Source organism: Shewanella sp. Sh95, from assembly GCF_001308045.1.
GTDB lineage: Bacteria > Pseudomonadota > Gammaproteobacteria > Enterobacterales > Shewanellaceae > Shewanella > Shewanella xiamenensis.
The window spans coordinates 40,352-55,576 of record NZ_LGYY01000047.1 but is presented as its reverse complement, the minus strand read 5'-3'; the positions used below and the strand labels follow the sequence as shown (position 1 = coordinate 55,576).

Sequence of the window (15,225 nt, the reverse complement as noted above, 5' to 3'; positions counted from 1 at the left end):
CGACTCAATGAATTCTACTGTTTTGATCCGCTTTGCTCACTAAGAAGCATCGCGTTTCAATTCATACATTACTGTATGTACATATTGCTATGAACACTCATTCATTGATTTAATTCTTTGATTACTCACTCGAAAGTAAAGTAATTTCGATTAACTCAACACCTGTGAGTGTCCACACAGATTTCTTGTTTAGATTGTTAAAGAGCGTTTGACCATTCACTTCGCGTTACCGCTCAGCAGGTCAGGGCTGCGTATTCTACGCATTTCCCTTGTCGCGTCAAGGCGTTTTTACAAACTTCTTGAGGCTTTCGAATCAACAGCACATTTTGCACTCGATTCGCACTGTAACCGCGTTGGCTTTCGCTGTCTGCCGTGTCAGTGGATGCGCATTATAGGCAGCGAAAACTTTTGTGCAAGCGCTTTTTGTCAGAAAATTACGATTAATCATCTAGACGCCTAGATATCCAGCAACATGAATAAAAAAGGGACTAAACAGTCCCTTTTTAAACTCATTTGGTTAACGAAACAGTAACTATGGGCTAAAGAATCGCGATTCTTGCTCGACTTCGACTTCTTCACCATCAATATGGGTTTTCACTTTTATCTCGATGTTTGTCACTGAACGCGAAAGTTCGACCGGATCGACCCCGATACTAATAGGTAGAGTTAATACCTCTCCACCAGCAATCGTCACTGAGGTAGGTCCATACCACTTATAGTTGTTGAGGCCTTCAACACTCATAGTGTATTCATGAGCTTGCTCTGTCTTATTCAGGATCTTCAAGGTGAAGGTGTTTTCAATCAAACCTCGATCATTTTCTCGATAGAGTTGATTACGGTCGCGGATAATATCCATACGCACAGGCGCAATTGTCGCACTCGCATAGATAAAGATAAGTATCATCGCGGCCAGCACCACACCATAACCCACCAGCTTCGGACGCAGTACCTTCTCTTTAATACCTTCGAGTTTATTTTCGGTGGTGTAACTAATCAGCCCTAGAGGGTATCCCATCCGCTCCATGGTTTGGTCGCACGCATCAATACAGGCACCACAGTTAATACATTCATATTGCAAGCCATTACGAATATCGATACCGGTAGGGCAAACCTGAACACAGAGGTCGCAGTCAATACAATCACCTAGACCCATTTCTTTGGGGTCGGCTTTACGTGAGCGCGGGCCGCGGGTCTCACCGCGTTTTGCATCGTAACCAACGATATAGGTGTTTTTATCAAACATCGCCGATTGGAAACGCGCGTAAGGGCACATATGGATACACATGATTTCACGCATCCAACCCGCATTACCGTAGGTCGCTAAGGTAAAAAACACCACCCAGAAGTAGATTGCGCCTGATGCATTAAGGGTAAATACATCGACATAGACTTCACGGCTCGGCACAAAATAGGATACAAAGGTCATTGCCGTGATGAGCGAAAGCACTATCCATGCAGTGTGTTTTGCGGTTTTGCGCCAGATTTTGTCAAAACCCCATGGCATTTGATCTAGCTTAATGCGCTTATTACGGGCACCTTCGAGTTTTTCCTCAAACCAAATGAACATAAACGTCCAAACGGTTTGCGGGCAAGTGTAACCACACCAAACTCGGCCGAGATAGGTTGTCACAAAAAATAACGCAAAGGCGGCTATCATAAAGAGAGCGGCAAGTAAGGTCAGATCCTGCGGCCAAATCGTTAAGCCAAAGACATGGAATTTCTGCTCAGCGAGGTTAAACCATACGGCTTGACGATCTCCCCAAGGGATCCAAGGTAATATCAGGAAGAAGAGCATTGCTATCCAGCCCATGCGGCGGCGTAAACTACTCCATAATCCATCGATTGCACGGACATAAATCCGATTGCGGGGGTTAAAGCGATCAGCCTTATCTGCATCAGGCTGGTGAATCTTAATTCGATTGGTTTTCGAATAGTCCTTGTTATTAGATTCTGCGTTCATCGTGACAGCCTTTTACTGCTTTAATATTGGACGAAAACTGGCTTATTATACCCATATTATTAATGGTTATTCACTTATGTTGGACTAAAAGATGAAAGGTTGGATCATATTAGCGCTCCTTTGTGGTGCATTATATTACTTATACACCGAAACAGACAAACTAGATGCACCTATAGCAAAAACAGAGGAAATGGTTCAAAAGATAGAAAGCAAAGTGAGCTCAGCAATGGGCACTCAGATAATTAAAATTAATCAAAATCTCACGAAAGCACGAACAGAGATATTGGAGCGGTTATCAGCATCTGAGGCTGAAGAGTTTAATAAAATCCCACTCACCGAAGATGGCATTGCTGATTTTAAAGAAAACTACTGCGGCACTACAGCCACTGAGCATCCCATTTTTAGCCGAGATAACTTGCTATTTATCTGCGATAACCTCTAATTCCACTAACAGGCAAACGGAATTTTGCAATTCATCACTAAGCATGGTGCTTAGGCGATTGACCAGAAACATGATTCCGCCTAGCCTTTGAGCTTCAATTATATAGGCCTTGCATCATGACTAAACCAGTATCAGATATTTTTGATCCCACACTGTGGGATGAAGTCGACGGATTTAACTTCGACGATATTACTTACCATAGAGCCAAAGCCCACGGCACAGTGCGTATCGCCATCAATCGCCCAGATTGCCTCAATGCCTTTCGTCCAAAAACGGTTGATGAGTTATATATCGCCCTCGATCACGCTCGTCAATGGTCCGATGTAGGTTGTGTATTACTCACTGGCAATGGCCCCTCGGCTAAAGGACAATACTCATTCTCCTCCGGCGGCGATCAACGCATTCGTGGTAAAGATGGTTATAAATATGAAGGCGCCGAAGAGGGCAAAGCCGATTTAGCCAGAATGGGGCGTTTACATATCCTCGAAGTCCAACGATTGATCCGCTTTATGCCAAAAGTAGTGATCGCGGTCGTGCCTGGTTGGGCCGTGGGTGGCGGACACAGTTTGCATGTGGTTTGCGACTTAACCTTAGCCTCCAAGGAACACGCCGTCTTCAAACAAACCGATCCCGATGTCGCGAGTTTCGACTCAGGCTATGGCAGTGCTTATCTTGCCAAGATGATTGGCCAAAAGCGCGCGAGAGAAATTTTCTTCTGCGGCTTTAACTACAGTGCCGATGAAGCCTTTGCCATGGGAATGGTGAATAAATCGGTTCCCCATGCCGAACTCGAAGTCGAAGCATTAAGATGGGCCAAAGAAATCAACTCAAAATCGCCGACAGCAATGCGGATGTTGAAGTACGGCTTTAACATGACAGACGACGGCATGGTTGGCCAGCAACTGTTTGCGGGTGAAGCCACGCGTTTAGCCTATGCCAGTGCAGAAGCTCAAGAAGGGCGCGATGCTTTCCTTGAGAAACGCGATCAAGACTTCTCAGCCTTCCCTTGGCATTACTGATCGAAGCTGATTGCCATATAACGCCCTCATTTGAGGGCTTTATATTTTTTAGCGCTTATAGATAGAAAAAACCGTTTAAACTAATCTCAAAATACGGCTTTAAATTTTAATGAGAATCGTTATCATCTAATAATTCCCAAAAGGGGCTTACATTAGAGGATAGAATCATGACCAAGACACTTACTTTTGCCGTATTACATTTCAGCGTTGCCTTCACCGTTACCTACTTATTAACTGGTAGTGTTCTAGTCGGTGGTGCCGTCGCCTTAGTTGAGCCCGCAATTAACACTGTGGTGTTTTATTTCCACGATAAAGTATGGAAACGTTTCGAGGCAAAAAAGCAGAACGCGCTTGATGCGATAACGGTTTAACTGACTCAGCCACCAGCAAATAACTCTAATCAAGCCCCAATAAAAAACCGCCATTTAGGCGTGTTGGAGAGGAATAAAGTTTCATACTAGGAAGCGCTCTACAGCCCATTTCTTGGTCGTAAAATTTAGCACTGTAAAAATATAGTTTCATACTGAATAGTTTTATCATGCTAAAAAAATCCAAACACGGAGTAATAAAGTATCATCCTGAATAATGAAATACTAACAATCAACTCATAGTTGTAGCATCAATGAGTGCAGCATCACTCTTTCCTACAATTACTCTTCTAACCACACAATCAATCTCTCAGCCCACTTATCAATGTCAGCAGGGTCTATCAATCCCTTATGTTTGCAAGAAGGATGCGACACTCCGGTAAAGTTTCCCTCTCCACAAATTTGTTGCAAGTAGTCTCGAGGCCAAGTAATCGACTTTTTGACTAACTGCTGTTCCAGTTCATCTAGATGAGCAAGCAAATGCCCACTGTTTTTAAGCTTTAAAATCATTGTAGAAATAGCAGCTTTTGCGTCGGACGTGTCCACCTCTACGATATAACACCGCTTTTCCTGATAAGTAAGTTCAATCAGTGCTAAACACCTTGGATTGGCATTGTCAGCTAACATGTGCTTCTTACAACCTGCAATCTTAGGAAGCTTTCTTAATGGGTATCGATGAACCTGACAGCCATGATTTTTTTCTAGGCGCTCAATCATCTTAAAGAAACAACTAAACTTGTTTGCGTATAGATGGGCATCATCGCTTTCATCATTAGACACATCGAAGTCAGCCCCAGGAATTGATCCAGTAGGAGCATCATCGTTTGGCGAAACTTGCGGAGATAATTCACCAGGCTCACTGTCATCAGGAGCACCACGAGGCGTCCTTCTAGACTTACTAGTCTTCCTATTGGTTTTGAAAGGTTTTTTGAATGTCAGGCTTACCGAGTCAGTATCTAGCACAATCCTTTTTTTATTTGGATCAGCATCTTCATCAGGATCAATTTCATGAGCTTCCAACCGTTCAGGTTTAACTGCGTAAGATCCACCGCCTTTTCCGGTAATCGAATGCTCGAAATCTGGATGGAAAAAATCAATGTCGTCGGGCATGTCCGCTGGCAAATCTTCAATACGACGGATTTCCCAGACAAAAAAACTATCAGTATTCCAATCATGCCATCCTGCAACTTCCAGCTTAACGCCTTCCAAACTCGGCGGTAAAAAAGAAAAATCCCACATCCGATATTGCCCACGACTTTGGTGTTCTTTCATCATCACTTGATGCATGCTTTCAAAAGAAGCACGAGCCTGAGGGTCCATTAAGATCCAACTCAAAAATCGTCTGCATTTCTCGTCATTGTACGACTCTAACGGGTAGCTGGAGGAAGGCATTGCCTCAATGAGCCAACCGCTATCGTCCATATAACTGATATTAAAATCACTCGATAATTTATCGTGTTCTAAACAGATACGAGACATGTAGTTGTCATGAAGGAATAAAACGCGAGCCAACTCAAACTGTGGCAAGTAGATGACTTTTCCGTCTGAATTTGTGATTTCAAAGCACCACTGATCTGTGTTTTGAACTCGACCGATTGAGCTGATCGCGGGATACTCCTTTAACCGCTTTTTGTTCCATAGTTGTGCGTTGTCGACGACAAAAGTAAGTAATTTTCCCTTTGTAGAGTTGGATTGGTTAGAGCTTAAGGTTTTAAATCGCCTAATTAGTGGTGCTCCGGCCAATGGGATTGATGGACGGTCGACCTTCTTTGATAAGCTGAGGTTAACCCCCCAATATTGGTTACTATTCTTCTTAAAAAGTGAGCCGATGCCCAAGACTAAGGCATCTTGGGGGATGTGCTTAAATCTGTATTCGTCCATTTACCTTCCAATATTCCTGACAAAAAACTCTGGGTTAAAGGCTGTAAACGCTCTTCACTAAGTCCAGCACATCGAAGTAATTTCCATCTTTCAATTTTGATATGCCGCTGAAACAAATCTATGTACTGGCGGGTCAATCTGCGAATCTGATACTGATAAATCGATTCTGAGTACTTTGATAAAAACGCCGCCGTTAAAGGCAATTTTCTGTATTGCTTCGCTGACAAAGTCCCAAGCCCTAATTGGGATAGTAGATAGGTACTCGATAGCCGAGGAGCATCAAGCACCTCATCGAACCCGTGGAGCAGCCGAAATAATTCTCTGACGAGGGTCCGATCCCTTTTCTGCCAATTTACACGTTTGTCTTCATAAGTGATTGGTCTTTGATAGCGTTTATTGATCTTCATCAACCATTCATAGTCATGCCGATATAACCACATATATAAGTCCTGAGAACCATGCAATCTTGCTTGTTTAGTACCTAACTCTTTCAGTAGTCCAAACCACCTTTGCCTCTTCGATATATCCTTTTGATTTATTTCATGAATATTTTGAATGGTTCTTTTTTGTTTAGGGTAGGATTTTACTTTTTCCAACACATCTAAGGGGGATATATCTTTACTAAGCAAACAACTCTGTAAGATGAAATGCTGAATAAAATTAAAGGACTTACGATGTTTTCTTAAGATTGTTCTCGCCCAGCATGCGTCACTTATCGTCAACTTTAGCTGGACATAGGACAACCATTCTTCACGCCATGAAGACCTGATACGCTGTAACACCTCGTCATGCTCAATTTTCGCACCGCGCTTACAACCAGCATCAACAAGCAAATCATGGTAAAAACAGTCCCATTGAAAATACGTTGGAGGCTCTTGAGGCTTAACTTGCATTAATTGAGTCGCAAATTGGCCAATCCGTAGGCTTTCAATTTCATACTCGCCTAAAAGCTTATCTTCAGTAGTCACATCTGCAGCATAAAACAAGTGACGGTGTTCATGATGAGGAACTATCGAAAACGCATACAATGGAGCACTGTGCTTGACGCACCAATTAGCGTAGGGGATCTGCCAAATTCTCTCCCAAAACCGTTCTCCGTGCCGCTGTACCTGCTCATTAAAACACAGAGGACAATAACGCAGAAATTGGCTTCTTTTAATGACGGATGCGTTTATTCCAAGCGCTAAATGAGCTCTGCCGTTGGACTGCAACGCCATCCAATGCATACAATTTTGACGTCGTTGTTCATCAATGAAGGGCGCATACAAAGGGAACAGCGTATGGTTATACATCAATGAATGTGTAGTCAGGCTCAATGATTCGGGGTATTGCTTCGATATAGCAGTTAAATGACTTGGCAAATCAACGGTAGCAATAACCTTTCGATTTTCGAAGACTTCATCAAGAAGTTGTTTGGGTGAAGTAATGCCACTATGAATTCTCGCCCTCGCCACGACGCTATAAATCAGCTCTTCAGGATACGGGACGGGAAAACCAAGCACTCAATTGACCTTCTTTAGATCTAAGACAAGCCCATTATCTTTAAGCGCTTCGTAAATACTTTCTGATTTTCCTACCTGAGAGTAGATAAACCTTAAGTCATCACTTTCCAACGTGTTCCAATCAGTGCGTTTAACTAAAGCAGCTTTGGCTGGCTTGGGCGCGTTAGTGGGCTGTTCTTTTCCATTTTCATACCATTCCAACACAATCGGCATCATATCTCTGAGCGTCAATTTAGGTCGCTCAATAAAAATTTTTTCTACTAAAGGTATTAGCAAATCTGAACGACAATCCATTTGAACCAGCAAATTATAGAGGCGCATAGCTTGCTCATTATTGCTAAACGGTAATTCAGGTTCTTCGGGTAACGCTTGGATTTTTTGATGAAGAGTCAAAAGTCTCTTATCGATGTCCTCAATCCGCAAATCAGAGTACTTAGCGATAAGGTTAGGGTTTCCTCGACGAATCGCATCCAGCATAGGATGTACCGGCTTTAGCTCTGTCTCATACACAGCTCGCAAAACTTTCACCGTTATACGCTCCAATTTGGAAGCGATTGCTCTCAGTTGCGCTAGCACAAAGAGTTTAACGACAATATCTAAGACGCCTTGCGATAGCTCATACCAACAATCTCGGATTTCTTCAGTAAGAACTTCGTCACGCCGAGTCAGCCATTGATAACGCCATAATTTTTTAGTGAAGGCTTCCCACTCACTCTTTTCTGCTGGGTTGTCTGGATATTGCGGCATGGGCTGCCAATACAATGAACCAATCCCTGTTGTTCTTCTTGCCGACTGTAGCTCGATCTCAAATAAGGGGCGAGCTTTCGGAGTTCCAACAAGTATGACAGGGATCCCAACGGTATTGACTAATTCAACAAAGAATTCCAGCATCTGCTCTCGACCGACGGCCTTACGAATCTTTAACCGCTGGATTTCATCAATCACCAAAACACCAATCGCGCGCTGATTAGCAACCTGACTCATCAGTGCTAGCAAAGTAGGGACGCCATGTCGTTTCCCGCCATAATCAGACTCATATTTTGTGCCTAGGCGCTTGTCAACTTCCCTAAAAAAGTTCAAACATAGACTTTGCTGTGACCCGTTATTTGGACACTCAATTTTCAGATAACTCAGTTGGAAAAAGTTGTGATTCTCGTGATAAATAACTTGGGGGTAAGTGGCCAAAATACGATCAAGCGTCGAGCTTTTACCACTACCTGAACAACCAATCAGTGATAAGCAGGTTGCGGTCGTTAGCACATTTCTGAATTTATAGCTCTGTAATGAGCCAGACATCACACGCTCATAACCATTTTGAAGATGTTGGTTGAGAGAACCATCCTGAAGGTTTCTGCTCACATATCCTCGGCGGATCATGATCGATATGCGCTCTTCCAATAGAACGTGCTGGGATAGTGGCTGAAAAAAATCATCCAGCAACGAAGCAACCATATGCGCACGCTGGCGTGGTTTTTCCCGTAAATACTCCAATGAAAAATCGACTTTGCCTTCCAAGCCTTCTTTTAGCTGTTTGATCTCCATTATTGGAGGAAGAGCCTCAATAAACGGGTTGCCTTTATAGGAGCCGTTGCCAGTATCCTGATAGACTGCAGTAACGTACTCACTTGGCAGGCTCATTCGTTACCATCCGCGTCATCAAATAACTCATCAACATAGCTAGGGTAATCATAGTTTTCCTGAACAACATTAGGCAAATGGATGACCTCTGCTGTTTCTTCAGGGTTATCAGGAACACGAGTTTTTCGCGCTTCCCGCTCATCTTGAAGTGCTGCTTTGCGATTGGGCCTGATTGCAGCTATTCGTTCAGCCTTGGTCAGAGCCGATACATCAGGACTCAATTTTTCTGCCTGTTGAATTTTGTCTATGACTCGACGTTCATGCTCTCTTTTATGCTTGCTAGCTCTAACGCGACTGTTAGCCGCAGTAACCTTCAACTGCTCTTGACGCTGCCACACTTCCCAAAAGGAACAATTTACAAACTCTCTAGAACGCTCTGAAAGTTTACAAACCCAGTACTCAGCACTATTGGCATAAGGAAATAAATAAATTTCATACGCAGAATCAGGATCATAGGCAACAACCACTTTTTCAGGTCGAGAAACTTCCTTTGCTCTGTGCATCCAACCTTCTGCAATCATCTCCTGACAAGTGTAATAAACACCGAAAACACAAATTCCTAAGGTTGAGACAGTAGCGTTTTCTCTCGGGAGTAAACTCAACCTGATTGACGCTTCTGAAGCAGAACGCAAACGACCGGTACGATTTTTCACTCCCCAGTTCCACAATTCTAATGGAACATTGGGAAGATCCACTGGCATATCAGCAGACCGATCATATTTTTTCAACACATGATATTTATTATGATAAACAATTGAAGAAATTATGATTTCTTTAAAATCAGATATAGACAGCTTGGCATCAAGACGATAGTCCTTACCCCCATGTTTTCTTACGGTGTTACCTGTCACAACGCCTGGGGCAAAGGGGGTAAAGTCAGCTTGTAAGACTTTAAAGTTCTGCTCAACAATGCCTTTAGCATCACCACGAAATGGCGGCGTATTTTCAATTCGAATAGAGAAGCTTTTTTCAAGATTTTCTATCTGGTACCCGAGCAGTTCTCCCCGATCAGCCAGAATACAATCCGGTAAACCTCTTGCTGGCCAATCTTCTGCTTCAATGTCCAATCCAAACTGATGACATAGCTCCACTTTATCCGTCATAGCCGACTTTAGGGCCTGGATTGCAGCTACGTAAGATGGGTTTTCAAAGCCGATGTAGAACCCTACGATAAGTCGGCTGAAAACATCAACGACAACGTATACAACTGGTCGTCCAACAATCCAGCTTCGGTTTGCATCAGAGACCACATAAATATCAGCAATGGTCGCATCAATTTCAAAACGAGAGCCGGGACCTAAAGCATGCAAATTTGCAGTGCCTGTTAACGGACGAATGTCTTTGTTGTACTTGTTTCGATTGACCCGACTTTTAATTTTTTCAACTTGAGAATATTCACGCTGATAGAAATGCTTCATCTGCCAGTTCGTCGGAATTTCCTCTTCTGGAATATCAGGAAAGTAAGCCTCATACATATCCTTAAAGCGCCTGTGGGCATAAGGAAATGAGTATCCCTTATCGGTCAGAAGATATTTTTGAATGGCTATCCTGAACAACTTCTCGATGAGTTCATCAATATTGATGCCAGTCCCAGGTTCATACTTCCGAGGACGACCGAGCTTTTTCTCTCCTGGAATTCTCTTTTTGCCCTTCGCGCCAGAGTTTTTATAGTCGGGGAGTAATGCGTTAGGGATCTGGCCTCTTTTCCAATACTGTCGAATAAGCCGATACAACGTTTGCTTAGTTGTCTTATTGTTAGACATCACATCTTCGATGGCTTTGGCTCTAACCTTAGGAAGGAAAAAATCATCGCTCTCAATGATTGGGCCAATCAGCTCGTAATTTTGATCCCTTTTCACTTGGGCTACGCTGCCGTCAGGTGGCGATGACAGTATTAAATCCGTATATGGATCATCAACCCTACGCAAAGCCCCATTATGAATTGCTTCAGTTAACGTATCTAAATCAATTAGCGCAGGAAAATGACTAGGAGTATCGATTGATATCCAAACAAACACATCACCCAATCGACGTAAAATTCGAAAACGTTCCTGATCAAGCTCCAGTACATCATTGATTCGAAACATGACGAGCTCCGATTAAGTTCCCCATATTTTCGGCCACCAGATCTTTACCTCTGAGTTGGTGAAACGGCTGGGACATATCAAAATAAAAGCAACGATTTGCGAGTAACTGCCTAATTTCATAGATAGAAGAACCATCTGGCAGGTTATACGTACGGTCAATATCCTTACAAATATCGGTTACGAATTTCCTATCATTACGATAAAACACTTCACTGTAATACGCGGTTTTATCGACTAAAAACTCATCTTCTATGTCATCCTGTTCTAAGGGGTAGATCCAGCTAATATTCTGCACAAGGGTCGGAGAAACATCATGCTCAGTCACCAGAAACCAAGGTATTTGTTTCATTTTCCAGAATCGCCGTTCAATTTCTAACTTTTCGAAAATACGAGGATCTTTTAAAGCTTCCGAGCGCTTAGCTTGAATGGCATATCTAGGACATTGAGGGTCAAGAGAATCAACCAAAAAATCTGACGACATATATAGCTGTACGCCGCTATCTGATGGATGACGAATACCATTCTCAGAGGCAATTATCAGTGTATCCTCTCGTTCAAGCGGAAACTGCTCCCGAATATCGACAACATCCGCCTTCCACTCAAGAGACAAGAAAACAGCTAACTCAACATCAGAAAGTAACTGATGAGTACGTTGGCATTTATGGCCAAAGACTCGATGAGAACGGCCATCAGAAGGCACATCTCTAACGGTAAGCCAAGGCAGGTAATTGGCTACTTCGCCTTGACCTCGGCCCTCTTTAATCCAACGACTATACTTGGCTTCAGAGGGTGCATATTTGCTTTTTGCCATAATCAGATTTCAAAACTGACGGTCACAAAAGCATAATTGCAACAGCAGTAGTATGCAACTTTATTACTTATTTTGACGCTAATAGCTTGGAGTTCAAGACATTAATATAGTTGCTTATTGCAAGCACTTTTTGGGACATAAACGATTTTGAATATTCGTTCAAATTTCAGCAGTAACATTACTTTTTGTACCAATGTGCGGGTTTATTCACCACAATTTTCAAGTTTGAAGTGAATAAATATGTAAAAGGCAAGGATTGACCTTGCCTTATCAATTTCCTGTTAGCTGTACCATCCGTCTGCGAGCACTTCCGCCTGTGCGAGTACCAGTTTAATCGCGGCTTCTGATTGTTCGGGTGGATATTTCCAGTGACGAAGTAAACGTCTAACTAGATTCCGCATTCTTGCTCGAACACTTTCGCGCTTTTGCCAATCAACTGTTGCCGATTTCCGAAGCTGATTCGTCAGCTCAATTGCTAGTTGACGTAAGTTATCGTCTCCTAAGACTCTTACGGAGGCTTCGTTGGTAACTAAAGCACGATAAAACGCCATTTCATCGGTGGATAAATTGAGCTTATCCATCATCTCGGCGTCGGCTTGCATCTCTTTAGCCCATTGAATTAACTCTTCAATCACCTGGGCCGTTTCGATATTACGGTTATGATATTTCTGTAGCGTAGACATGATACGGTCAGAATATTTCCTCTCCTGAACCACATCATTTCTCATCCGCGCTTTGACTTCATCGCGTAGCAGTTTCTCTAACAACTCAACCGCGAGATTCTTCTCTTTCATGTTCTTCACATCTTCGAGAAACTCGGCAGAGAGCAGTCCAATGTTAGGCTTGTCCAGACCCACAGTTTTAAAAATATCATCTACCCCATCAGCAACAATGGCATTGTTGAGAATTTGGCGTAGCGCAGAGTTTCTTTGCTCGTCACTGCGTTTTTTATCAACCGTTGAGTGTTTCAGAAACGCCGTTTTGATTGCACCATAGAAGGCAATTTCAACTTTATAACCATCGACTTCATCCATGGTGTTACACAGTGAGAATGCTTTCATCATCGCCACCATGACATCCAGAAAGCGGCGCTTACCATCACGCACTTCTTCTCCGTTACGGCTTGTATGGCTGAGTCCTGAAATATGGTTGGCAGCGCCTGGCAACAACTGAAGCGGTTTTGTTTCAAAATCTGGACGGTAATTGAACACCGAGCCATCCACTGGCGTAGCAAACATTCCTCTCACGATATCAATTTTTTCCATCAACACAGCAAAGGCTTCCGCCGTATCGACGGTCGGTTGCCCCTTACCTTGGCTGTTCGTATAGGTTTTCAGGGCATTTTTAAGTTCATTCGCAATGCCTATATAATCAACAACTAGGCCACCTGGCTTATCTTTAAAAACGCGGTTAACTCGAGCTATTGCTTGCATCAAGTTATGGCCTTTCATCGGCTTATCGATATACATGGTATGGCAACAAGGTGCATCAAAGCCTGTCAGCCACATGTCTCGCACGATGACCAATTGCAGTTCGTCTTCCGTGTCTTTGTAGCGCTTTTCAAACAGCTTTTTAGTTTTTTTGTCATGGATGTGCGGCTGCATCTTCCCTTTGTCTGCGGCGCTGCCTGTCATGACAATTTTGATAGCGCCTTTATTGGGATCTTCGCTGTGCCATTCCGGCTTAATAGCCACGATTGCATTGTATAAATCCACGCAAATTTCTCGGCTCATCGCCACTATCATGGCTTTACCAGGAAAGGTGGCACAACGAGTCATCAAATGTTCGACCAGATCTTGAGCTACTTCCTTAATTCGCGGCTCTGCACCAACGAGTTTTTCTAACGCAGACCATTGTGATTTGATTTTCTCGCGAGCATCGGTTTCTTCCTCTTCACCGATCTCGTCTTCTATTTGGTCATTTAACGCTTCAATTTCATCTTGCTTAATGTCGAGTTTGGCAAGGCGTGATTCATAGTAAATAGGTACTGTAGCGCCATCACTGACGGCATCTTGAATATCATAGATGGACACGTAATCACCGAAAACACCACGGGTATCTTTATCGTCGAGTGAGATTGGCGTTCCGGTGAAACCGATAAAAGCCGCATTGGGTAAGGCGTCTCGCATGTACTTTGAATAACCATAAACATAACGCTGGCCAGTCACTTTTCCGTTCTCATCTTTAACTTCGGTCAAGCGGGCTTTGTTACCGTACTGACTGCGATGGGCCTCATCAGAAACAACGACAATATTGGAGCGTTCAGACAAAATAGGATGCTCAAGCTCCGCTTCAAGCAACGCAAACTTCTGTACCGTGGTAAAAATAATCCCGCCAGATTTGCGATTGAACAGTAATTCGCGTAATGAGTCACGATCCTCGGCTTGTTGGGGAATTTGCTTGAGCGTCTCTTGTGCCATGACGAAGGTATTGTACAACTGACCATCCAAGTCGTTGCGGTCAGTGACAACCACTAAGGTTGGGTTATTCATTTCGGGCTGTTGCAGCAATTTGCTGGCATAACACACCATCGAAATACTCTTACCACTGCCCTGCGTATGCCAAACAACACCGGCCTTTTTGCTTCCAGACACGACTCTGTCAGCGTAGTTAGCGCGGGGCTCTTCTACTCCATGACGATTTGAAGCCGCAATAACGGTTGCTCTAACAGCCGCTCTCACGGCATGGAACTGGTGGTAACCGGCAATTTTCTTGATGATTTTATCGCTATCATTTTCAAACAGAACAAAATAACGAATGTAATCAAGCAGTAAATCTGGCTTAAAGAACCCCCGTACCATGGTTTCTAATTGGAGTTCTAGTAGTGGTTTATCATCTTCGCTTTCAATTGTTTTCCATGGCAAAAATCGTTCTTTATTGGCGGTTAAGGAGCCGACTCTCGCCGTCCATCCATCGGAAATGACAATCGCCTCGTTAAACACGAATAGATCCGCAATTTCTTCTTTATATGTCTGGATCTGGTTATACGCATTCCAGATGTCGGCGTGATCATCAGCTGGGTTTTTTAGCTCAATGACGGCGATTGGTAAGCCATTGATGAACACCACTACATCGGGTCTACGGTTGACTTTGGTGCCAGTGATCGTGAATTGATTGACCACTAAAAACTGATTATTTTCAGCCGTCTCAAAGTCCATCAAGCGTACATGGGTATGCTTAGTTATCCGCTGTCCGTCTTCAATGACAGAGTATTCAACTGGTACACCTTCAATTAAAAATTTGTGGAATGCTTTGTTATTTTTAATTAATACCGGCGTTTGTGGGGTGGCGACAATTTTCGCCACCTCGATCAGCGTATCGTATGGCAGGCTGGGATTTAACGTGCTAAGGCAATCAACCAAACGTTGGCGCAATGTGACCTGATGATAATCTTCTCGCTCAGGCGTATCACCATCAGGGGCAATATCATATCCATTTTGATATTGGTACCCTAGCTCTTGAAACCAATCCAGGCAAAGCTGTTCAAGTTGATCTTCCGTTATCATTTCTACCTCAA

The 15,225-nt window shown here is 43.3% G+C and carries 10 protein-coding genes; 3 read left to right on the top strand and 7 right to left on the bottom strand.

Annotated elements, in window-relative coordinates; genetic code table 11:
• Window positions 1–532: 532 nt before the first annotated feature.
• Window positions 533–1,960, bottom strand: coding sequence for a cytochrome c oxidase accessory protein CcoG (gene ccoG, locus AEA42_RS04250; protein WP_037431664.1), 1,428 nt, complete (start codon window positions 1,958–1,960; stop codon window positions 533–535).
• 91 nt (window positions 1,961–2,051) lie between these two features.
• Here ccoG and AEA42_RS04245 point away from each other — a divergent pair, with 91 nt between their 5' ends.
• The 3 genes from AEA42_RS04245 to AEA42_RS04235 all read left to right on the top strand — a co-directional run bounded on the left by AEA42_RS04245 (window position 2,052) and on the right by AEA42_RS04235 (window position 3,792).
• Window positions 2,052–2,402 (top strand): hypothetical protein, encoded by a 351-nt coding sequence (locus AEA42_RS04245; protein WP_037424115.1) that lies wholly within the window; start codon window positions 2,052–2,054, stop codon window positions 2,400–2,402.
• Window positions 2,403–2,518: 116 nt separating this feature from the next.
• A complete protein-coding gene (locus AEA42_RS04240) occupies window positions 2,519–3,421 on the top strand; it encodes a 1,4-dihydroxy-2-naphthoyl-CoA synthase (RefSeq protein ID WP_055647059.1) in 903 nt (300 codons plus the stop codon).
• Between the two features lie 167 nt (window positions 3,422–3,588).
• Window positions 3,589–3,792, top strand: coding sequence for a DUF2061 domain-containing protein (locus AEA42_RS04235; RefSeq protein ID WP_055647058.1), 204 nt, complete (start codon window positions 3,589–3,591; stop codon window positions 3,790–3,792).
• Window positions 3,793–4,071: 279 nt separating this feature from the next.
• Here the strand turns inward: AEA42_RS04235 and AEA42_RS04230 are convergent, their stop codons facing one another.
• The 6 genes from AEA42_RS04230 to AEA42_RS04205 form a co-directional block, all read right to left on the bottom strand.
• Window positions 4,072–5,670, bottom strand: a complete 1,599-nt coding sequence (locus tag AEA42_RS04230; RefSeq protein ID WP_055647057.1) for a Tn7-like element transposition protein TnsE — start codon at window positions 5,668–5,670, stop codon at window positions 4,072–4,074.
• A complete protein-coding gene (locus AEA42_RS04225; RefSeq protein WP_055647056.1) occupies window positions 5,628–7,172 on the bottom strand; it encodes a TnsD family Tn7-like transposition protein in 1,545 nt (514 codons plus the stop codon). Before AEA42_RS04225 ends, AEA42_RS04230 begins: the two co-directional genes overlap by 43 nt.
• A complete protein-coding gene (locus tag AEA42_RS04220; protein WP_055647055.1) occupies window positions 7,173–8,810 on the bottom strand; it encodes an AAA family ATPase in 1,638 nt (545 codons plus the stop codon).
• Window positions 8,807–10,897: a Mu transposase C-terminal domain-containing protein gene (locus AEA42_RS04215; RefSeq protein ID WP_055647054.1), complete on the bottom strand. Its 2,091-nt coding sequence runs from the start codon at window positions 10,895–10,897 to the stop codon at window positions 8,807–8,809. Before AEA42_RS04215 ends, AEA42_RS04220 begins: the two co-directional genes overlap by 4 nt.
• The gene (locus AEA42_RS04210) at window positions 10,881–11,708 is read right to left on the bottom strand and encodes a heteromeric transposase endonuclease subunit TnsA (protein WP_055647053.1); all 828 of its coding nucleotides are present in this window, start codon (window positions 11,706–11,708) and stop codon (window positions 10,881–10,883) included. The genes AEA42_RS04215 and AEA42_RS04210 overlap by 17 nt, the downstream gene beginning before the upstream one ends.
• Before the next feature lie 281 nt (window positions 11,709–11,989).
• Window positions 11,990–15,214, bottom strand: coding sequence for a type I restriction endonuclease subunit R (locus AEA42_RS04205; protein ID WP_055647052.1), 3,225 nt, complete (start codon window positions 15,212–15,214; stop codon window positions 11,990–11,992).
• Window positions 15,215–15,225 lie beyond the last annotated feature (11 nt).